This is a genomic window from Brevibacterium sp. Lmc1, from assembly GCF_057654315.1.
Map to the genome: position 1 here is coordinate 3,060,921 of NZ_CM172803.1, position 20,518 is coordinate 3,081,438.

Genomic DNA, 20,518 nt, shown 5'->3' on the forward strand with positions numbered 1-20,518 from the left:
CCCCGTCGACCAGCACCTTCGTTACGCTGATCCCCCGCGACATTCGGCTCTGGCGCCGGTGTCGCAGGTGCAGCCGACGACGTGTTCGGCGAAGACCGGCTCGACGAGCCATTCGATGAAGAAGGAGACATCATGCACACCACACCAGCCCGCATCCTCGCGATGGTGGTCGCGGCCGTCCTGTTTGCGACAGGCCTCACCGTGATCGGACAGACCGGTCCTGCCGAGGCGGCCGCGAAGTACTGCACCGGCGTCGAGTCGAACAGCTCGGTGACGGCCGCGAAGGCCATCGAGGTCAAGCAGCGGTCGACGATCACCGCCGATATCTACCTGTGCAAGAAGTCCGGCGACCGGTACGTCCGCGACAGCGGCCCGTTCAAGGCCCGCCTCGGCTACAACGGCACCACGTCGAGCAAACGGGAAGGTGACGGCAAGACCCCGAAGGGTGTGTTCTGGATGCGCGATGGCTTCGGCACCTCGGCGAATCCCGGGCTGGGCAAGCCGTGGACGAAGGTCACCCGCGATCATGTCTGGGTCGACGGTGACGCGACGAAGGCCGAGGGCTACAACACGATGCAGCGGAAGTCCGAAGGGTACAAGGGCGAATCTCTCTACCAGCCGAAGCCGTACAAGTATGCCCAGGTCATCGGCTACAACGAGGCTCGCACACTGGGGAAGGGATCGGCGATCTTCCTGCATGCGAACACGGAGTCGATGAAGACCGCCGGCTGTGTGTCGATGTACGAGTCCAGTCTCGTCAAGGCGATGAAGTGGGAGGGCTCGACGAAGACGCAGATCCTCATCCACTGAGGCTCGGCGCCGTTCCGGCTGTTCGGCATGTCCCGGCTGTTCGAACCATTCCGCCTGTTCGGCGCGTTTCGCAGCCCGGCGGCATCCCCCTCAGGAACTACCTGCCGGGCGGTGATTCGCTACCTCTTGGTGATGACTCCGAGCTGGACACCCGGCTCATATGGGACTCACCGACGAGGAGGACAGCGACATGGAACGAACCGGTCGACAGACAGAATTATCCACTGAACAGACAGACGAACACGAGCGGCAGGGGGCCTGGACGCCCAGACGCCTGGCGGTGACGGCGCTGTTCACCGCTTTGGCGGCCGGAATCGTCGAAATGGCCGCACATCTGTGGCCGTTCACCGACCTCGCGGAGAATGCGGGGGCGGTGGTCATCCGCCTGGCCGTCTACGCCCTCGTCGCCGTCGTGATCCTCCGATTCGCTCGCGGCAGGCAGTGGGCTCGGATCGTCCTGCTCGTCGGGCTCGGCGTGATCGGGACGGCATCTCTGCTCGTCGAACCCGTCATGTGGCTGTTCGGCGATGCCGATCTCGGCGCTTACTTCGCCGGTCTCGACGGCCCCGGAGCGGTGATCCTCGTCAGCCGAGTCGCGCATCTGTCTGCGGTCGCCGTCGGTGTGGCCGCCATGCTCGTCATGCACCCACGGAAAGTCGCCGGCGTGACCGGGTGAGCGGATTCAGTCAGTGCCGTGGATGAGTTCGCCGACCACCTCGGCGAGGGCATCGGCGAATCCGGACGCGGTCACCGCGCGTCGGCCGGCCTCGTTGTGCAGCAGCACTCCGACTCCGACCAGGCGAGCCCACTCGCGGGGTGGACGCGTCCGATCGTCACTGTCATAGCGGCCGTGGGCGGCGGTGATCGCGGCGAGCGTGCCGAGGATCCCGGCGAGCACGTCCCCGGAGCCCGCCGTGGCGAGGGTGCCCGGCCCCGGCGCGGGCAGAACGACGTGTCCGTCGGGGGCGGCGATGACCGTGTGATGGCCTTTGAGCAGGACGATCGCTCCGGTCAGCTCCGCGGCTCGCCGCGCCCATCGCATCGGGTTCGCCCCGATCCGGCCGGCGGTGATGATCTCGCCGAGGAGGCGGCTGAGCAGCCGCGCCAGCTCGGCGGCGTGCGGGGTGATGATGAGCGGGCGGTCGGCCAGCCAGGTGCCTGCCATCGATTCGGCGCGGGCGATCATGTCGAGGCCGCCTGCGTCGACGACGACCGGTGTGCGGTTGCCGGCCAGCGCCTCGGCGACGCCCTGCACGAATTCGGGTTCGGGGTCGCCCGGGCCGAGGACGACGGAGTCGATGCGTCCGGAGGCGTTGACGACCTCGGGGTGGAGGCCGAGGACGTATTCGGCGACGAGCGGGGAGCCGAGATAGCGGACCATCCCTGCTCCGGTGTTCACCGCCGAGGTGGTGGTGAGCACGCCCGCGCCAGGGTAGTCCTCGGAGCCGGCGAGGACCCCGGTGACACCGCGGGAGTACTTGTGCCCGGTCTCATCGGGGCGCGGGAATCCGGTGACGAGATCATCGTGATCGAGCAGCTCCGCGGCGGCCGAGCGGGGGTCGAGGCCGAGGCCGATATCGATGACGTCGATGGTTCCGATGAACTCGTCCACACGCGGATCGATGAGTTCGGCCTTGAGTCCACCGAAGGTCACAGTGCGGTCGGCGTGGAGTCTTTTCTCTGCCCCGGTGTGGTTCGGGTCGAGGTCGGAAGGGACGTCGACGGCGATGAGGCGGCCGGTCCGGTGCGGGGCCCAATCGGCGGTAAGTGAGGAGATGTGGTCAGGCAGTCCGCGCCGACCGCCCGTGCCGAGGATGCCGTCGAGGACGAGATCGGCCCGGGAGAGCTCCCGCAGAGCGTCGGCCCGGGCCGCATCGGACTCGGCCGAGGTGAACGCGATGACCTGCGCACCGGCGCTGTGTGCCGCGGCCAGTCCATCGTCGTGAGTGCGATCGAAGAGGGTGATGACCGTGACGGCGGCACCGCGCCTTCCCAGAGTCGCCGCGGCGAAGAGTGCGTCCCCGGCGTTGTTGCCGGGCCCGGCCAGTACACTCACGCGGGTGCCGGTGACCTGTCCGTGGTCGGCCTTCAGCATGGCGGCCGCACTGTTCGCCAGTGCTCGGGCGGCCCTGGCCATGAGCGGGATGCCGGCTTCGAGCAGCGGATTCTCGGCCTCCCTGATGGTTTCACTCGGGTAGGCGAACATGCTCATCGACTGTTCCTCTTCACAACTCTGCTCCTGATACGACGTCGCCCTGCACGGGACTTATCCCTGCACCGTATGCCGTTTCCACCGTCCAGGCCAGGGGTCGAGCGGATCATCCCTCGGACAGCTGCGCCAGCCGGCGCCCGGCCAGATGAGCGAGGAACAGAGCCTGGTCGGCGAGACCGTCGTCGCTGTGGCGGGCGCGAGGGGAATGATTGGCTTCGCGTTCTTCGACCGGCAGATTCGGCAGGGCGACTCCGAAGTGTCCATAGGCTCCGGGCACGGCGTCGAGCACACGGGAGAAGTCCTCGGAACCGGGCAGCGGATTCGCCTTGCGCACGGTCCGTTCCTCGCCGAAGAGGTCGGTGAAGGTGGAGAGGAAGAACTCGGCTTCGGCGTCGTCGTTGATCGTCGGCGGCAGGATCTGCTCGTACTCGACGTCGGCGGTCAGACCGTGGGCGGCGACGAGGTCACGGACAAGCTGAGGCAGCTCCGCCTCGGCGCGGGAGGTCACAGCTTCCGAGAACGTGCGCACACTGACGACCAAGGTCGCGAAGTCGGGGACGACGTTGGGAGCGGTGCCGCCGTTGAACTGGCCGACGGTGATCACGAGCGGGTCGAAGATGTCGAAGCGGCGGGTGACGTACTCCTGCAGCTGGCCCACGAGCATCGCACCGACCTGGATGGGGTCCTTGCCGGTGGCCGGGCGGGAGGCGTGCGTGCCCTTGCCATTCACGGTGATCGTCATCTTCGAAAACGCCGCCATGTACGACCCGGGACGGGAGCTGGCGACGCCGAGGTCGGCGTCGGCGGAGACGTGGATGCCGTAGGCGGCTTTGACGCGGGGACCCGCGGCGTCGAGGACGCCTTCGTCGATCATCTTCCCGGCCCCGTCATAGCCTTCTTCACCGGGCTGGAACATGAACACGACGTCGCCGGGCAGGGAGTCGCGGTCGCGGTGGAGGAGTTTGAGTGCGCCGACGAGCCCGGCGGTGTGCAGGTCGTGGCCGCAGGCGTGCATCCTCCCCGAAGTGGCCGCGAAGTCGAATCCGGTCGCCTCGGTGACGGGCAGTCCGTCCATGTCCCCGCGCAGGAGGACGGGGGGCACGACCCCGGTCGAGTCCTCCTTGCGGGCACCTCCGCGCAGGACGACGACGATCGACGACAGCCCCTCCCCCGTGCTCACCTCGACGTCGAGGCCTTCGATGGCGTCGAGGACGAGCTTCTGCGTCACCGGCAGGTCGAGTCCGACCTCGACGTTCTCGTGCAGGGCACGGCGCAGGGTGACCAGACCGGGCGCGATGTCGTTCGCGTCATCGGCGGTGGGCAGGTGCACCTGGGTGGCGGCCGCCTCGACGGGGGTCGGGATCGTGGGGGCGGCGAGGTCGGCAGCGGCGGTGTTGTCGGTGTCGTTGGGAAGTGAGCTCATGCCCTGAGTCTATTACCCACCAGGCGCAGGCGGATTGAGACCGATCAGCCTTCCTGGAAATCCGCGCGCTACGCGTGATTCTTCCGGCGGCAGTGATCGATCAGCAGTCTTCGCAATGGAGCCGCTACAGTCCTGTAGCGTCTCTGGCCTCATCGACGAGCTCATTGAGGATCGTGATCAGGCCGGGGATTTCGGTTGTGGTCGCCAACCAAAGTATTTCGTAGTTGATGTCACCGTATTCATGGGCAAGGACGTTCCGCAGCCCAACGATTCGTTCGAGTCCGGGCACACGAGCAGCGGTGTCGGCATCGTCTCTGCGGAGGCGCTTCAGCAGCATCCCAGAGATGCGCACCTGTCTTACGCTGCATAGACATCCCGCGCACTCTCGAACGCGGCCGCTTTGAAGAAGGGGTTCTTCACCGAGCGTTCCATGACCAGATCGACTCGCCGTCCGACGATCCGCTCCAGCTCAGCCTTCAGATCGAAGTAGTCGTGGAACAGATTGTCCCGTTCCGGTCGAAAAGTGACGAGGAAGTCGATGTCGCTCGTCTCCGGATTGAACCGATCCGTGAGCACGGACCCGAAAATGCGAAGCCGTTCCACACCGAATCTTTCGCAAGCGCTCCTGATTGCGTCAGTGTCGAATACCACGGCGGATTCCATAAATCTATTCTCCCAGATCGGGAGCGACTCAACCAGGCCATATAACATTTCCTTGCGAATACATTCACCTCCATCGGACGTGAACCGTACGCGGTGGTGGGCGATGGACGGATCTCATGAAGCGTCAGGGGTCCCGGTTCTCGGTGGCAGACAGAGAATTCAGCGAAGCTCACCATGTTGATCGATACGGCATACTGATCGTCATGGCCCAGGACATAGACCTTCGTGTGCGATTCACTGTTGATGACGCCCACCTATCTGCGCTCCATGCACGAGCGTTTGGACACTCAGGTGGAGAGGTGAAACCGTGGGGAGCGCGCCTGAAGCGGCACAGCCTGACGTGGATCGGTGCGTTCTCCGACGACCAGTTGATCGGGTTCGTCCACGCCTGTTGGGACGGCGGGGTGCACGCGTTCGTCCTCGACACAATTGTTGATCCGGGACATCAGAGGCGTGGTATCGGAAAACGACTGGTCCAGACTCTCGTTCATGAAATCAAAGCCGCCGGCTGCGAATGGGTGCATGTCGACTATGAGCCGCACCTCGAAGTTTTCTATCATGATTCGTGCGGGTTCAGCCGAACACATGCTGGTCTACTGAGACTCGCGTCCCGATGATGCTCGACTGTGCAAGAAGTCGACGGTTCAGACCAGCCCGTGGTGGGCGGCGAAGGGATCCCAATCGGGATCGGTGTGGATATCCAACTCGATCTCACGGGCGACGGTGGCGGCCGCCTCGGCGCCGTAGAGATGGGTGATGAGTGCCGCAGTCATGTCCATGCCAGCGGCCACACCCGATGAGGTCCATCGATCCCGGTCCTCGACCCATCTGGCCTGCGGTATCCAGGTGACATCCTCGCCGTGTTCGGACGCCCACGTGAAAGCCTTCTTGTTCGACGTCGCCCGGTACCCGTCGAGCAGGCCGGCGGCAGCGAGCACCGCCGAACCGGTGCACACAGAGGTGATGAGCTCGGCACCGGCCGACCAGTTCACGAGGCGGTCGAGGAATGCTCGGTCGTCGACCAGCTGCCGGGTGCCCATCCCGCCGGGAACCATGACGATGTCCGGGTTGCTCGCTGTGTCGAAGGACTCGGTGACGATAACCTCGATGCCCTGAGCGCTGCGAACGGGCCCAGGCTGAGCGGCGACATAGGAGAGGGTGAAGGAATCCGGGAGACGGCTGAAGAGTTCGACGGGGCCGAATACATCGAGAACTTCGAAGCCGTCGAAGAGCACTACCGCCACATTGCTAGTCATTGAGTCCATCGAATCATTGTCCCAGCTGCAGCGTAAGTCTTCCTGCCGCGGATTCAGTCTTCCGGCCGAAGAACTCGCTTGTACATCGAATGGGTGAAGTGCTCAGCGGCACCTTCGATGCCGGGGCTCAGCGACGGCCCGTCGCCCTCGGCGATGACGAAGGTCATCGTCAGGTGCGCATCGTGGGTGATCGACAGGTGGATGTTCGTTCCGCCGATGGCACGGAAGTGCTCGAGCACGAGCCCGCGCAGACGGAAACTCGGCGCACCGGACCTGGCGGGGACCACCTCGGCGGACTGCCACGGCAGCCATCCGGGGAAGCCGATCGCCTTCTTCAGCGCCTCCTTCGCGGAGAACCGCGCCGCCAAGGAGGCATCCGTCCGGCGTTTGCCGTTGCGTTTGAGCTGCTCACCGGGAGTGAGCAGGCGGTCGAGCAGTTCAGGCACGCGTTCGATGTGCTCCGCGAAGCGCGGCACGTCGGCGATGTCAGTGCCGATCCCTAGAATCGCCACAATCGAACCTCCTCAGATACCCGACCGACTCAGATGCCGGACCGACCGTTGTCGTGCCCGGCACCGAGGCGGATCATTCGACCGTGACCGACTTCGCGAGGTTGCGCGGCTGGTCGACGTCGAGGCCCTTGGCCGTGGCCAGCTCCATCGCGAAGATCTGCAGCGGAACCGTCGTCAGCAGCGGCGCCATGAGCGTCGTCGTCTCGGGCACGTAGATGACCTCGGAGGCGAACTGATCGACCTCTTCGTCGCCCTCCTCGGCGATGACGACGGTGTTCGCACCGCGGGCGCGGACTTCCTGGATGTTCGAGATGACCTTCGCATGCAGCGAATCCCGGCCGCGCTTGGACGGGACGACGATGATGACGAGCTGACCGTCGTCGATGAGCGCGATCGGTCCGTGCTTGAGCTCACCTGCGGCGAAGCCCTCGGCGTGGATGTACGCGAGCTCCTTGAGCTTGAGCGCACCCTCCATCGCCACCGGGTAGCCGACGTGACGGCCGAGGAACAGCACCGAACCGACGTCCTGGTTGCGGTCGGCCAGGGCGAGGACCTGCGACTTGGTCTCGTCGAGGATGTGCTGGATCTTCGCAGGGATGGACTGCAGCTCGCCCAGGATCGTGCCGATCTCGTCGCGGAACTTGTTGCCCCGCAGCTGGGCGAGGTAGAGGCCGAGCAGGTAGCAGGCGACAACCTGCGACAGGAAGGCCTTCGTCGAGGCCACGGCGATCTCCGGGCCGGCGTGGGTGTACAGCGCGGCATCGGATTCGCGTGGGATCGTCGAGCCGAAGGTGTTGCAGATCGCGATGACCTTCGCACCCTGCTGACGTGCGTGGCGGACGGCCATGATCGTGTCCATGGTCTCACCGGACTGCGAGATCGCCACGACGAGCGTCTTCTCCGTGACCACCGGATCCCGGTAGCGGAATTCGTGGGCCAGCTCCACCTCGGTGGGGATGCGGCACCAGTGCTCGATCGCGTACTTCGCGACCTGACCGGCGTACGCTGCGGTGCCGCAGGCGATTACGACGATCTTGTCCACGGACTTGAGCACGTTCTCATCGATGTGCATCTCGTCCAGCGTCAGGCGGCCCTCGGTGTCTAGGCGGCCGAGCAGAGTATCGGCCACGGCCTGCGGCTGATCGTGGATCTCCTTGTCCATGAAGGACGCGAAGCCGCCCTTCTCCGCCGAGGCGGTGTCCCAGTCGACCTCGAACTGCTCACCCTCGACGGGGTTGCCATCGGTGTCCGTGATCGTAACCGTCTCCGGGGTGATGGTGACTACTTCGTCCTGGCCGATCTCGACGGCTGTGCGGGTGTAGTCGATGAACGCGGCGACGTCGGAGCCGAGGAAGTTCTCGCCCTCACCGAGGCCGATGACCAGCGGTGAGTTCCGGCGCGCGGCGACGACCTGACCGGGAGCGTCGGCGTGGACGGCGAGCAGGGTGAACGCACCTTCGAGTTCGGTGGCGGTCTTGCGCATCGCGGCGGTGAGGTCGCCGGTCACCTTATAGTTCTTCGCCAGCTGGGCGGCGGCCACCTCGGTGTCGGTCTCGGAGAGGAACTCGACACCTTCGGCAACGAGGTCCTTCTTCAGGTGGGCGAAGTTCTCGATGATCCCGTTGTGGATGAGCGCGAGCTTGCCGCCGTCGGCCAGGTGCGGGTGGGCGTTGAGGTCGGTGGGTCCACCGTGGGTGGCCCAGCGGGTGTGGCCGATTCCGGTCTGCGCAGCGGGCAGCGGGTTGGCCTCGATCTCCTCGGTCAGGGCGGAGAACTTTCCGGCCTTCTTCGCCGAGGCGAGCTGACCGTCGGGCGTCACGAGCGCGACGCCGGCCGAGTCGTAGCCGCGGTACTCGAGCCTCTTCAGGCCGCCGAGCACGACATCGAGCGCCGAGTGGTCGGCATTGTCAACGGGGGCCTTGGATACATAGCCAACGATTCCACACATGAGGGAGATTTTACGCACTGATAGCCGATCTCGGGTATTCCGGCGAGTCACGATCGGGTCAACGTGACGAACTGCACGCGCACGCGGGCGCGGGAGAGGATGGTCGGGGCACACCTGACGGGGCCGGAGACGGAACGGTCACCTCGGTGGGGTGGGGCTCCTCGGTGGGGGTGGGGGCTTTCGCCGACCTGGGGCGGGTGGCGAACATGACGCATGACACAATGGTGGGATGAGCCATGTCGACCCTCAGTTGGACCGTGCGCGCAAGCTCGCCGGCCTCAATACCGCCCGGCGCAGCGAGCCGGACACGACGTCTCCGTTCTGGGAGTTCGATCGGGAGGTGTGGGGTACGCTCGCCCAGGCTACGCCGCTTCCGCTGAAGCAGCGCGATATCGAACGGCTGCGCGGGCTCGGGGATCGGATCAACCTCGACGAGGTGGCCCAGGTCTATCTGCCCCTGTCACGACTGCTCAACCTCTACGTCTCCGCACGGCGGGCGAAGCACGACCTGACCAGGGAATTCTTCTCTCCGCTGCACGAACGCGGGTTGGAACCGCAGGATGCCAAGCGCACGCCCTTCGTCATCGGCGTCGCCGGATCGGTGGCCGTGGGCAAGTCGACGACGGCACGTGTGCTGCGCGAACTGCTCGCCCGCTGGCCCGACACTCCGCGCGTCGAGCTCATCACCACCGACGGATTCCTCTACCCCAACGCCGAACTCGACCGTCGCCGCCTCAACGGGCGGAAGGGATTCCCCGAATCCTACGATCGGCGCAAGCTGCTCAAGTTCATCTCCGCCGTGAAATCCGGGGCCCCCGAGGTCCGTGCACCTGTGTACTCGCACCACACCTATGACATCGTTCCCGGCGCCGAGGTGGTCGTGCGTTCCCCCGATGTCCTCATCGTCGAGGGCCTCAACGTCCTCCAACCCGCCCGCCCCCGTCAGGACGGGACCGTGGGCTTGGCCATCAGCGACTACTTCGACTTCTCCGTCTACGTCGATGCGCGCTCCCGTGACATCCGCCAGTGGTACATCTCGCGGTTCCTCAAACTCAAGCACGGTGCGTTCCAGGACGAGGATTCCTACTTCCACCGGTACTCGCAGCTCGACGACGACGAGGCGATCACCTTGGCCACGGAGATCTGGGACTCCATCAACTTCCCGAACCTGCGCGAGAACGTCCAGCCCAGCCGCGGCCGAGCCGATCTCGTGCTCCACAAATCCTCCGACCACACCATCCGGAAGGTGCAGCTGCGGAAGCTGTGACGGGAGTCGCTGGTGGGTCTGGGACCTCGGAAGGGGCGGGCCGCCTCGGCGAGCTTGCGATGGTACCTGTGATGGGAGTCGCCGGGCGGTGAGGAAATAGTTTCACCGCTCTGGCGGTTGCACAGTGTGCACTGAACTACTCACCGCCGGCAGGCCACCCGCCCACGGCGGCGGCCGGATGCGAGCGATCCTCGCGCCGTCACGGGCTCCCCCGTGCATGCTCGGTCGTTTCGGCAGCAGAAAGGGACCCAGTATGAGCGTGCCATCCGCACATCACCTCATGTACTCCTCGGTCAAGAGCAAGAAGACCCCCGAGACGCGCATCCAACCGGGCATCTACAAGCGGATCGCCGGGTATGCGACCCGGCACAAGCGCAAACTCATCATCTTCCTGCTGCTGTCCGTGCTCACCGCGGGCATCGGCGTCCTCAACCCGGTCCTCGCCGGCGACGTCGTCAACGCGATCACCGGCGGCGGGCCCGTGTCCACGGTCGTATGGCTGGCCGTGGCCATCGGCGGGTTGGCCATCGCCGATGCGGCCATCTCGATCACGAACCGGTACCTGTCCTCACGGATCGGCGAGGGACTCATCTTCGATCTGCGCACGGCCGTCTATGATCACGTCCAGTCGATGCCGATCGCATTCTTCAATCGCACCCGCACCGGCGCCCTGGTCTCCCGGCTCAATACGGACGTCATCGGTGCGCAGCGGGCGTTTTCGAACACCCTGTCCGGCATCGTGTCGAACTTCGTCTCCCTGGCCCTGACCGTCGGCGTCATGGTCACGATCTCCTGGCAGGTGACCGTGCTGTCGATCCTGCTGCTGCCGCTGTTCATCATCCCCACCCGAATGCTCAGCGGAAAGCTCGCATCCCTGCAGTTCGAAGCGGCCAACAATTCCGCAGACATGTCGACCCGCATGACCGAGCGCTTCTCCGCCGCCGGTGCCACCCTGGTCAAACTCTTCGGCAATCCCCGCCAGGAGAACGAGGAGTTCGCCGACCGCGCCGGCCAGGTCCGCGATATCGGGGTCAAGGTCGCGATGCTGCAGTCGACGTTCGTGTCCTCGCTGACTCTGGTCTCCGCCCTGGCGCTGGCTCTCGTCTACGGCGTCGGCGGTGCACAGGCCGTCGTCGGCAACCTCAACGCCGGTCAGGTCGTGACCCTGGCACTGCTGCTGACCAGGCTCTACACGCCGCTGACGATGCTCGCCAACGCGCGCCTGGACATCCAGAGCGCAGTGGTGTCGTTCCAGCGGGTGTTCGAGATCCTCGATCTCGTGCCCTACTTCAAGGAGCCGTCGCAGCCGAAGGCCCTGCCCGCCGGCGGGTTGGATGTGCAGTTCGATCACGTCGACTTCGCCTACCCCAGCGCCTCGCAGGTCAGCTTGGCCAGCCTCGAAGACGTCTCCGTGCTCGACACCCGCGGCGGCGATCAGGTTCTCCATGACCTGAGCTTCACGATTCCCGCCGGGCACACCGTCGCCCTCGTCGGATCCTCGGGTGCGGGAAAGTCGACGATCGCGTCGCTGCTGCCGCGGCTCTACGACGTCACGGGCGGCTCGATCACCATCGGCGGAGTCGATGTTCGCGATCTGTCGTTCGCCGATCTGCGCGAGGCCGTCGGCGTCGTCACCCAGGACGGACATGTCTTCCACGAGTCGATCCGCGCCAACCTGGCGCTGGTCAATCCCGATGCCACCGAGGAGCAGATGCTCGATGCCATCGACCGGGCACAGCTGAAAGGCGTCATCGATGCGCTTCCCGACGGACTGGACACCGTCGTCGGTGAACGCGGGTACCGTCTCTCCGGAGGCGAGCGTCAGCGCCTGACCATCGCCCGGATGCTGCTGGCGTCTCCGGAGATCGTCGTCCTCGATGAGGCCACCTCGGCGTTGGATTCGACGAATGAGGCCGCGATCCAGCGTGCCCTGGCCCAGGCGATGCACGGGCGGACGGCCCTGGTCATCGCCCACCGTCTGTCGACGATCCGGCAGGCCGACACGATCCTCGTCGTCGAGGCCGGTCGCATCATTGAGAAGGGCACTCACGAGGAGCTCGTCGGTCGCGGCGGCCGCTACGCCGAGCTCTACGCCACCCAGTTCGCCTCGAGCTGAGTACGCGACGCTGAACCACTCTCGGTGCGAGTCCCGCACCGACGCCGCAGGGTCAGAGACTTCCTCGAGTCAAGTGTGCGCAGATTGCCGGTTTCGAGCCGAAATTGTGCAATCTGCGCACAGTTGACTGGCCAACGCCGCGGCAGAAGGTCGTTCCGCCCCGCAGTCGCCACGGCAGGGCCCCTCTGAAACTGGCGATCGGCGCGGCACTGCGCACTCGGCAAACCCTGCGCCTCTCAACGTCGATCAAGGGCCCGCCCGAATATGCTGCGGAAGACCGCGACATATCTGAGCGAGCCCTTGATCGAGCGAAGGGCGCCCCGCAAGGCACGCCGGAGCCGGTGGCTCGGCGTTTACAGCGCGAGGTGCTCCTTGACCGACGCGGCCAGGCGCTCGGCCTGGGCGGAGGCGGCATCCTCGGTGGCGGCTTCTACCATGACCCGGATGAGCGGCTCCGTGCCCGAGGCGCGCAGCAGCACGCGACCGGTGTCGGCGAGTTCGGCCTCGACAGCGGCCACCTCGGCGGCGACCTGCGGGTGATCGACGTTGTTCTTGTCCACGCCCTTGACGTTGACGAGCGCCTGCGGCAGCTGCGGGATCTCCGCGGCGAGGTCGGCCAGGGTGCGCTTGGCATCGGCCATCCGCTTCATCAGATGCAGGGCGGTCTGCACTCCGTCGCCGGTGGTGCCGTGATCGAGCATGAGCACGTGTCCGGACTGCTCCCCGCCGAGCGCATACCCGTCGGCGAGCATCCGCTCGAGCACATACCGGTCGCCGACAGCGGTCTGCACGGTATCGATGCCGTATTTGTCCATCGCCTGCTTCAGACCCAGGTTCGACATGACGGTCGTGACGAGGGTGTTGCCGCGCAGTTCACCGAGCTCCTTGAGCCCGATCGCCAGGATGCCCATGACCTGGTCGCCATTGACGACCCGCCCCAAGGAGTCCACGGCCAGGCAGCGGTCGGCGTCACCGTCGAAAGCCACGCCCAGATCGGACTGGGTCTCGACGACGAGGCGCTGCAGCGGTCCGAGGTGGGTCGATCCCACACCGTCGTTGATGTTGAAGCCGTCGGGTTCGGCGGCGGAAACGATGACTTCGGCACCGGCCTGGCGCAGGGCGGCGGGTCCGACGATGGACGCCGCACCGTGAGCGCAGTCGACGACGACCTTGAGTCCCGACAGCGGGCGCACATTGTCGGCGTCGACACAGCGCACCAGGTGCTCGGTGTACTCGTCTGCAGCGGCCGGGTAGCGCGAGATGCGGCCGACGTCCGCTCCGGTCGGACGGTCCCAATCCTCATCGAAGATCGCGAGGATCTCGTCTTCGACGGCGTCGTCGAGCTTCGTGCCTCCTGCGGCGAAGAACTTGATGCCGTTGTCGGGCATGGGGTTGTGAGAGGCGGAGATCACGACTCCGAAGGCGGCGCCGGTGTCCTTGACGACCTGGGCGATGCCCGGTGTCGGCAGCATGCCCGCGTCGAGGACGTCGACTCCCGTCGAGGCGATTCCGGCGCTCAGTGCGGCGGAGAGGAATTCGCCGGACACGCGCGTATCACGTCCGACCACGGCGAAGGGGCGCTTCTCACCCGTCCAGCCGCTGCTGAGCACGCGTGAACCTGCGACCGAGAGCTGGAGCGCGAGTTTGGCCGAGATATCGCGATTGGCCAGTCCGCGCACTCCATCGGTGCCGAAGAGTCGAGACATAGTGGAGATCCTTTCGTCAATGTCGGAGTCGATCTTAGTCGATCCGCTGTGTGTCGCTCGTGATGTCGGCGTCCTCGCCGAGGCGGCTCACCCGCAGCCGTGGCTCCTGTGATCGCGGCGTCGCGAGTGTCCGTTCAAGGCGGAGCGCGCTTATCGTGCGGTGCACAATGCGATATTCGCGCTCAGGCTTGAGCGACGGACTATGCGCCGAGGCGGCACACCCGACCGCAGCCGCGGTCGCGCGCAATGCCGGCTAAGTCAGTGACCGTGTGAGATGAGTCCGGATATGAGAAATGCGGCCCCGAACCTGGTTCGGGACCGCATTCTCATGTTCATGATGCTGAACTGTCGATGACTGCGACTCAGTGGCAGACCAGCCGCAGTCGGTTCGCCAGCGAGATCAGCGCTTCGAGAACTGAGGTGCCTTACGGGCCTTCTTGAGACCGGCCTTCTTGCGCTCAGGAACGCGAGCATCGCGGCTGAGGTATCCGGCCTTCTTCAGCTCGGCACGGTTGGACTCCGCGTCGATCTGGTTGAGCGAACGAGCCACGCCCAGGCGGACGGCGCCGGCCTGGCCGGAGGGTCCACCACCGGAGATCCGGACGATGACGTCGAAACGTCCGCCCAGGTCCAGCAGGGTGAAGGGCTCGTTGACGAGCTGCTGGTGCAGCTTGTTCGGGAAGTACTCCTCGAGAGTACGTCCGTTGATGGTCCACTCACCGGTGCCGGGGACGAGGCGCACACGAGCAATTGCCTGCTTGCGGCGGCCGACTCCGTTGCCGGGGGCGGTCAGGGACTGTCCACGTCCACCGGCGGTGCTTTCGCCCAGGCCAGCGGATGCGGGAGTCTCGGAAGTGTATTCGGTGATCTCTTCTTCGACAGTTTCTGTCGCGTTGGTGGTATCAGCCACGGTTCTCCTCGGTATGTCTAGAGCTCAGGCGCTTACTGCGCGACCTGGCTGAGTTCGTACGGCTGCGGATTCTGAGCGGCGTGCGGGTGCTCGGCACCTGCATAGACCTTCAGCTTCTGCATCTGGGCACGTCCGAGACGAGTCTTCGGGACCATACCGGCGACAGCCTTTTCGACTGCACGCTCGGGGTGGGTGGCGAGGAGCTCGGCGTAGTTCACGCTCTTGAGGCCACCGGGGTACCCGGAGTGGCGGTAAGCGCGCTTCTTCTCGAGCTTCGCACCTGTCAGCGCGACCTTGTCGGCGTTGATGATGATGACGAAGTCACCGGTGTCGGTGTTCGGAGTGAACGTGGTCTTGTGCTTGCCGCGCAGGAGGCGTGCAACCTGCGAAGCAAGGCGACCGAGCACCTGGTCAGTGGCGTCGATGACGTGCCACTGGTGCTCAACGTCACCGGGCTTAGCTGTATACGTACGCAAAAGTAGCCTTCTTTTCGTATCTGTGTTCAGTGCAGCGCCGGATCCTCATCGGGTCGTGAGTCCAATGGGTCTCAAGCGCTGGTTGTCTTCAATCGGGTGAACCTATCGACGCATTCCCCTCACCTACGGGCCTGCAACGCATGAGGCTATGTAAGGGAGTGCGACAAGCACACACAACGACAATCAAATATACATGCCCTCAGCCCCGGGGAGCAAACGCCCAGAGCGGTCTCAGGGCCAGCTGAAACCCGAGCCGATAGTATTGATCTGTGCCGACTCATTCCAGCCTGCCCTTCCGACTTCCCGCATTGAGAATCCTGATGCTGGGTCTCTTGGTCGGGCTCCTGACGGCGGGCCTCGGACTCGGCCCCGCCTCCGCATCGGCATCAACGGACAGCATGGCACCGACCGACGGTTCGGCCAACGCGAATGCGTCCTCCACGCAGTCCACTGACACCGGCAGGCCCCCGGCTGGGCAGACGGTCGTCTTCGGCATTCCGGGTCTGACCATCGATGATATCGACCCCGAGCGCACTCCGAACCTCTTTCATCTGCTCTCCGAGGGCGCGGCAGCGAACCTCAACGTGCGCACGATCGGCTCGGCCACCTGCCCCGCCTCCGGCTGGCTGTCCTTCGGCGCGGGCGCCCGCGCGCAGGCCGGCCCCTCCCCCATCGCCGAGGATGCCGACCCCGATGACTCGGCCCGCTGCCCGACCATGATCGCCCCCACCACGGACGGTTCCGCGGATGCCGAGAACGGGGCCACCTCGGCGAAGGGGGCGACGAACAGTGATGAAGCTCATGGCGACGATTCCGCGGCCGGAACGACGACGGCTCGGATCGAAGGTTTCGATGCGGTCAAGGAACCCAATATCGGCTCCGGCTACTCCGTCGACTACGGCATGCTCGCGCGCGCCGTCACAGAAGCCGGCAGCGCCGTGCCCGCCGGCACCGACGCAACCGATGCGGACTCCCTGCTCGAACCCTGCGTCGCAGCCGAAGGCCCCGGCGCAGCATATGCCGCCGCGGACGAAGACGGGGTGGTGACGAATTTCACGGACGATGCGTTGGCCACGGACTGCCGCCTCGGCGTCGTCGACCTCGGCGCGATCGGCATCCGCTCCTGGCTGTTCGACCCGATCCCGAACTACTCCTATACCGTTCCGCCGAACTACGACCGGGAGACCCGAGTCGCCGAAGCCGACCGCCGCCTCGGCGTGCGCCTGCAGGAGGTGCGGGAGAACGCGAAGGACGGGGCCGCGGATCCGACGATCATCGTCGCCGGCCTCGGTGACAGTTCCGGTCTGCCGCAGCTGCGCGCGTTCATCGCGTCCGGGCCCGGCTTCGAACCCGGGTCCCTGTCCTCGGCGACGACCCGCACCCCGGGGCTGCTGCAGATCACCGATCTGGCGCCGGGCATCCTCGATGTCCTCGAAGTCGATTCCCCGCGCGCCGTCGGCTTCGACTCCACCCCGACCGATGATGATCCGCAGCAGCGCATCGACGATCTCGTCGCCGAGGCGCAGAAGTCGACGACGATCCATCAGAATCTCTCGACGTTCTCCATCACCCTCGACGTCATCTTCTACATCCTCTTCATCGCGTGCGCGGTCCTGCTCAACCGCTCCATCCTCGGCCGCCGAGGCGGTGCCACCCGAGCGTCCCACGTCCACCGCTTCCTCGGGTGGGTGTCCCTGGGCGTGGCCTCCCTGCCGATGGGCGCGTTCCTCGCCGGGCTCCTCCCCTGGTCGAGGATGGCCGATCCCGGGCTCGGCCTGTTCCTCTCGGTCATCGGCACGGCCGCCGTTCTGTTCGTCCTTGCCCTCATCCCGCCATGGGGTCGGACCTGGCGAGGACGGGTCGGCGCCCTGGCCGGGGCGAACCTGCTCATCCTCGCCGCCGACCTGGCCACCGGGTCCCATCTGCAGGCGAACTCGCTGCTCGGGTACAACCCGATCGTCGGCGGCCGCTACTACGGACTCGGCAATCAGGGTGCGGCGATCTTCATCGTCAGCCTCTTCATCTTCTTAGGGCTTGTGGTGTCCTGGCTGCGGACGCGGGGCCACCGAAAAGCCGTGATCATCGTGCCGGTCGTCGTCGGACTGGCCGCCGTGTTCGTCTCCGGCAACCCCTCCTGGGGTGCGAAGTTCGGCGGCACGATCGCCATCCTCGCCGGACTCATGGTCCTGCTGGCACTGCTGTCGAAGATCCGACTGACTCTGCTGCGCCTCGCCCTCATCGGTCTGTCTTCGCTGGCCGTGCTCATCGGCATCGCCTTCCTCGACTGGCTGCGCCCGGCCGGGGCGCGCTCACATTTCGGCACGTTCTTCGACCAGATCGTCACCGGTGAGGCCCTGCAGGTCGTCGGCCGCAAGCTCGGCGCGAACCTCCACATCATCCAGGTCAATCCGGCTCTGGCCATCGTCACCCCGCTTGCGGCCATCGCGATCCTCATCTTCCTCCGCTACCTCCTCCACTTCCCCCGCGTCCACGCCGGCAGCCGGACCGGGCGCCTGGTCAACAAATGGCGCGGACGGCTCCCCCAGCTCTTCACCGATTCAGACCTGCACTATGGATTCCTGGCCGCCGCCACCGGGCTCGGCGTCGGGCTCGTGCTCACCGATTCCGGGGTCGCCGTGCCCTCGACCGGAGCCATGGTTCTGCTGCCCTTCCTGCTGGCGCTCAGTGCTGAGCACGCCGAGGAGGCTCACCGATGAGAGCCCCCGTGACCTCCCCCGCCGCTCGGGTTCTGCTCGGGATCCTGGCCATCGCCCTGTTCGTCCTCGGCCTGCCCCAAGCCGGGCAGGCGGTTCCGGGCGCGGGCTCGAACGCGGATGCTGCCACGGGCGCGAATGCGGCCGCGGGTGCGTCGGCTCGAGCCGACGCCCAGGCGGCGGGCGGGAACGGGGGCACGGCTCCGGCCTCGGAAGACGGCGACGGCGGGACCACCTCGGCAAGTCCCGGGGTCGTGTCGATCAGCGTCTCCGGGTTCAGCTTCGAGGACCTCGATCCGCGCACCACACCGCACCTGTGGGTGATGATGAAGGGCGGGCAGATCGGGACGATCACACCGCGCAGCGTGCGCTCGACGAGCTGCCCGGTCGACGGCTGGCTGGGGCTCGGATCCGGGCGGCGAGCCGCCGACGAACCCCGCGATCAGTGCCGCGAACCGGCATCTCCGCTCGACGGCTGGGTCGCCGATTGGGACGTGTACGCGCAGGTGGCCCGCGGCGACAACTACGATGCCTCCCTCGGGGCCCTGGCCGAGGCAGTGCCCGATATCCGCGCCTTCGGCAACGGTGCCGCCATCGCCGCGGCCACCCCAACCGGCCGCGTCGAGAACTGGTCGCCCGTCGGAGCCGACCTTGGAGCGGACGTCGCGAAATCGACCGCAGACGGCGAGCTTACGCTCGTCGATCTCGGCAATACCGCCGCCGACGGCTACTCGCTGAAGAGCCTCGACGCTCAGGTCGGGGAGATCCTCGAATCGACGGGATGGATGAGCGCGGATCAGCCGAACCGCCTCGGCGAAGGACGCGTTCCCGTGATGTTCTCATCGATCGCCGACGGCACGCATGAAGGTTCGTCGATGCAGGCGACGATGATGGTCGCCCCGGGCGAGCAGGCGGGACTGCTCACCTCCTCGTCGACGCGGCAGCCGGGACTGGTGCAGGTGCCCGACCTGGCACCGACGCTCGTGGCACTGTCCGGTGCCGAGGAGATGGACAATGCGGCCGGGGCGCCGATGACCTCGGGGGCGCATGGGTCCGATTGGCATTCGCGCTATCAGGCAGTGCTCGACCGGCAGGTGGCGGTGAAGACGCAGAACGATCTGTCGACGTGGTTCTTCCCCGTGGTCGCCGTGCTCATGATCGGACTGTTGGCCTTGGCGTGGTTCATGCGGAAGAACCACCGGGAGCTCGTCCATTCCGGGGCGTACCGCCTCGGTGTCGTATTCGCGGCGATGCCGATCTCGACGTATCTGGTCAATACCGTGCCGTGGGAGCGGGCGACGAATCCGGACATCGCGATGCTCGGAGCCCTGGCCGGGTGGGCGCTGCTGCTCGGGGTGCTGGCGCTCCTCGGCCCCTGGCGGCGGCACAAGTTCGGGCCGGTGCTCTTCGTGTCCACCGTGACCGTCGCCGTGCTCGCCTACGACGTCGTCACCGGATCCCAGCTGCAGATGTCGACGCTCTTGGGTGAGCCCCTGCTCATCGCCTCCCGGTTCTACGGGATCGGGAACTCGGCACTGGCGCTGTACTGCTGTGCGCTGCTGCTGGCGGTCGCAGGGTTCGCGTCACTGGTGACCAAGCCGCTGCATCGGGTCCTCATCGTCACCGTTCCCGTGCTCGCCTCCTGCGTCATCCTCGCAGCACCAGGTCTGGGCACGAAGTTCGGGTCCGTGCCGACCCTCATCATCGGAGTCGCCTACCTCGTTCTGGCCGCGGCGAGCATCCGGTTCTCGCTCAAACGGCTGGGACTGACGGTGGGCATCGCCGGGTTCGTCATGCTCACCGTGCTGTTCCTCGACTGGCTGCGCCCGGCCGATCAGCGCACGCACTTCGGACGGTTCTTCGACTCGATCATCAGCGGTCAAGCGCTCAGCGTTCTGGCTCGAAAGATCGGGATGAACATCGACATCCTCACCCAGTCGTGGATGACTCTGGTGCTGCCGCTGGTCATCATCGGCGTGTTCTGGATGGCGCTCGATCCAGCGCGCTTCCGACTGAACGGACTCCAGGACACCTACCGCCGGATCCCACTGCTGAGGGCGGCGATGATCAGCCTCGCGATCCTGCTGGGAGTCGGCACTCTCATCAACGACTCGGGCATCGTCGTGCCGGCCGTCGGCATCCTCTTCCTCGTCCCGGTGCTCACTCACCTCGAGACCTTCCGCGCCGGTCGCCCGCCGGTCCCAGCGGCGACGCCCTCCGGCGACGGTGCCGACGCCGACGGCGACGGCTCCGGTGCCGAGGCCGACGCCGACGGCTCCGATTCATCGTCACGCCCCTGACACTGCGGGCATCACGCACCGGTAGTCTCAACATCCACCGCTCGCCGCAGAACACCTCCGTGGCGACAGAAGGCACCTTTGCACCGGTGCGCAATGCGCCTACCTGTAGGAGACGGCACTGACGGCGCATGGTGCCGCACAGAGAACGACCTTCGCCGAGGCATCCCTCACCGTCAGTGGCATCCCCGCCGCTTCCTCGCAAAAC

The 20,518-nt window shown here is 66.1% G+C and carries 17 protein-coding genes; 7 read left to right on the forward strand and 10 right to left on the reverse strand.

Annotation, left to right across the window (positions count from 1 at the left end; all coding sequences use genetic code 11):
• Positions 1-132: 132 nt before the first annotated feature.
• Both AC239G_RS13725 and AC239G_RS13730 read left to right on the forward strand, forming a co-directional pair.
• Positions 133-810, forward strand: coding sequence for a hypothetical protein (locus tag AC239G_RS13725; protein WP_487489063.1), 678 nt, complete (start codon positions 133-135; stop codon positions 808-810).
• Between the two features lie 190 nt (positions 811-1,000).
• The gene (locus tag AC239G_RS13730; protein ID WP_487489064.1) at positions 1,001-1,486 is read left to right on the forward strand and encodes a hypothetical protein; all 486 of its coding nucleotides are present in this window, start codon (positions 1,001-1,003) and stop codon (positions 1,484-1,486) included.
• Positions 1,487-1,492: 6 nt separating this feature from the next.
• Here AC239G_RS13730 and AC239G_RS13735 read toward each other — a convergent pair whose 3' ends face one another.
• From AC239G_RS13735 to AC239G_RS13750, 4 genes are all read right to left on the reverse strand, one after another.
• Positions 1,493-3,022 (reverse strand): bifunctional ADP-dependent NAD(P)H-hydrate dehydratase/NAD(P)H-hydrate epimerase, encoded by a 1,530-nt coding sequence (locus tag AC239G_RS13735; protein ID WP_420096372.1) that lies wholly within the window; start codon positions 3,020-3,022, stop codon positions 1,493-1,495.
• Positions 3,023-3,128: 106 nt separating this feature from the next.
• Entirely contained in the window at positions 3,129-4,445 is a 1,317-nt protein-coding gene (locus AC239G_RS13740) for a M20 metallopeptidase family protein (protein WP_487489065.1), read from the reverse strand.
• 124 nt (positions 4,446-4,569) lie between these two features.
• Positions 4,570-4,797: a HepT-like ribonuclease domain-containing protein gene (locus tag AC239G_RS13745; protein ID WP_487489066.1), complete on the reverse strand. Its 228-nt coding sequence runs from the start codon at positions 4,795-4,797 to the stop codon at positions 4,570-4,572.
• A 5-nt stretch (positions 4,798-4,802) separates the two neighbouring features.
• Positions 4,803-5,156 carry a nucleotidyltransferase family protein gene (locus tag AC239G_RS13750; RefSeq protein ID WP_482400566.1) on the reverse strand — a complete coding sequence of 118 codons (354 nt, stop codon included), beginning with the start codon at positions 5,154-5,156 and terminating at the stop codon, positions 4,803-4,805.
• A 155-nt stretch (positions 5,157-5,311) separates the two neighbouring features.
• Between AC239G_RS13750 and AC239G_RS13755 the strand changes: the two genes are divergently transcribed.
• Positions 5,312-5,725 (forward strand): GNAT family N-acetyltransferase, encoded by a 414-nt coding sequence (locus AC239G_RS13755; protein WP_259357925.1) that lies wholly within the window; start codon positions 5,312-5,314, stop codon positions 5,723-5,725.
• A gap of 27 nt (positions 5,726-5,752) precedes the next feature.
• Here the strand turns inward: AC239G_RS13755 and AC239G_RS13760 are convergent, their stop codons facing one another.
• From AC239G_RS13760 to glmS, 3 genes are all read right to left on the reverse strand, one after another.
• The gene (locus tag AC239G_RS13760; protein WP_229664269.1) at positions 5,753-6,373 is read right to left on the reverse strand and encodes a DJ-1/PfpI family protein; all 621 of its coding nucleotides are present in this window, start codon (positions 6,371-6,373) and stop codon (positions 5,753-5,755) included.
• A 44-nt stretch (positions 6,374-6,417) separates the two neighbouring features.
• Positions 6,418-6,876, reverse strand: coding sequence for a holo-ACP synthase (locus AC239G_RS13765; RefSeq protein ID WP_259357675.1), 459 nt, complete (start codon positions 6,874-6,876; stop codon positions 6,418-6,420).
• 73 nt (positions 6,877-6,949) lie between these two features.
• Complete coding sequence (gene glmS, locus AC239G_RS13770; RefSeq protein WP_487489067.1) at positions 6,950-8,824, reverse strand: glutamine--fructose-6-phosphate transaminase (isomerizing); 1,875 nt, start codon at positions 8,822-8,824, stop codon at positions 6,950-6,952.
• A 229-nt stretch (positions 8,825-9,053) separates the two neighbouring features.
• Between glmS and coaA the strand changes: the two genes are divergently transcribed.
• Both coaA and AC239G_RS13780 read left to right on the forward strand, forming a co-directional pair.
• Positions 9,054-10,091: a type I pantothenate kinase gene (coaA, locus tag AC239G_RS13775; protein ID WP_025779539.1), complete on the forward strand. Its 1,038-nt coding sequence runs from the start codon at positions 9,054-9,056 to the stop codon at positions 10,089-10,091.
• 253 nt (positions 10,092-10,344) lie between these two features.
• On the forward strand, positions 10,345-12,207 hold the full coding sequence (locus AC239G_RS13780) for an ABC transporter ATP-binding protein (RefSeq protein WP_482400568.1): 1,863 nt from the start codon (positions 10,345-10,347) through the stop codon (positions 12,205-12,207).
• 353 nt (positions 12,208-12,560) lie between these two features.
• Here AC239G_RS13780 and glmM read toward each other — a convergent pair whose 3' ends face one another.
• From glmM to rplM, 3 genes are all read right to left on the reverse strand, one after another.
• Entirely contained in the window at positions 12,561-13,913 is a 1,353-nt protein-coding gene (glmM, locus tag AC239G_RS13785) for a phosphoglucosamine mutase (RefSeq protein ID WP_259357672.1), read from the reverse strand.
• Positions 13,914-14,313: 400 nt separating this feature from the next.
• Positions 14,314-14,823 carry a 30S ribosomal protein S9 gene (rpsI, locus tag AC239G_RS13790; RefSeq protein WP_025779545.1) on the reverse strand — a complete coding sequence of 170 codons (510 nt, stop codon included), beginning with the start codon at positions 14,821-14,823 and terminating at the stop codon, positions 14,314-14,316.
• Between the two features lie 32 nt (positions 14,824-14,855).
• On the reverse strand, positions 14,856-15,299 hold the full coding sequence (rplM, locus tag AC239G_RS13795) for a 50S ribosomal protein L13 (RefSeq protein WP_101554123.1): 444 nt from the start codon (positions 15,297-15,299) through the stop codon (positions 14,856-14,858).
• Between the two features lie 320 nt (positions 15,300-15,619).
• On the opposite strand from rplM, the gene AC239G_RS13800 reads away from it, so the two are divergent.
• Positions 15,620-18,016, forward strand: coding sequence for a hypothetical protein (locus AC239G_RS13800; protein ID WP_487489068.1), 2,397 nt, complete (start codon positions 15,620-15,622; stop codon positions 18,014-18,016).
• On the forward strand, positions 18,013-20,313 hold the full coding sequence (locus AC239G_RS13805) for a hypothetical protein (RefSeq protein ID WP_487489069.1): 2,301 nt from the start codon (positions 18,013-18,015) through the stop codon (positions 20,311-20,313). Before AC239G_RS13800 ends, AC239G_RS13805 begins: the two co-directional genes overlap by 4 nt.
• Positions 20,314-20,518: the final 205 nt, after the last annotated feature.

Bases quoted from the DNA above. Each gene is read 5' to 3' on its own strand.
- AC239G_RS13725 (WP_487489063.1), top strand. From the start codon at position 133: ATGCACACCACACCAGCCCGCATCCTCGCGATGGTGGTCGCGGCCGTC.
- AC239G_RS13730 (WP_487489064.1), top strand. From the start codon at position 1,001: ATGGAACGAACCGGTCGACAGACAGAATTATCCACTGAACAGACAGAC.
- AC239G_RS13735 (WP_420096372.1), bottom strand. From the start codon at position 3,022: ATGAGCATGTTCGCCTACCCGAGTGAAACCATCAGGGAGGCCGAGAAT.
- AC239G_RS13740 (WP_487489065.1), bottom strand. From the start codon at position 4,445: ATGAGCTCACTTCCCAACGACACCGACAACACCGCCGCTGCCGACCTC.
- AC239G_RS13750 (WP_482400566.1), bottom strand. From the start codon at position 5,156: ATGTTATATGGCCTGGTTGAGTCGCTCCCGATCTGGGAGAATAGATTT.
- AC239G_RS13755 (WP_259357925.1), top strand. From the start codon at position 5,312: ATGGCCCAGGACATAGACCTTCGTGTGCGATTCACTGTTGATGACGCC.
- AC239G_RS13760 (WP_229664269.1), bottom strand. From the start codon at position 6,373: ATGGACTCAATGACTAGCAATGTGGCGGTAGTGCTCTTCGACGGCTTC.
- glmS (WP_487489067.1), bottom strand. From the start codon at position 8,824: ATGTGTGGAATCGTTGGCTATGTATCCAAGGCCCCCGTTGACAATGCC.
- coaA (WP_025779539.1), top strand. From the start codon at position 9,054: ATGAGCCATGTCGACCCTCAGTTGGACCGTGCGCGCAAGCTCGCCGGC.
- AC239G_RS13780 (WP_482400568.1), top strand. From the start codon at position 10,345: ATGAGCGTGCCATCCGCACATCACCTCATGTACTCCTCGGTCAAGAGC.
- glmM (WP_259357672.1), bottom strand. From the start codon at position 13,913: ATGTCTCGACTCTTCGGCACCGATGGAGTGCGCGGACTGGCCAATCGC.
- AC239G_RS13800 (WP_487489068.1), top strand. From the start codon at position 15,620: ATGCTGGGTCTCTTGGTCGGGCTCCTGACGGCGGGCCTCGGACTCGGC.
- AC239G_RS13805 (WP_487489069.1), top strand. From the start codon at position 18,013: ATGAGAGCCCCCGTGACCTCCCCCGCCGCTCGGGTTCTGCTCGGGATC.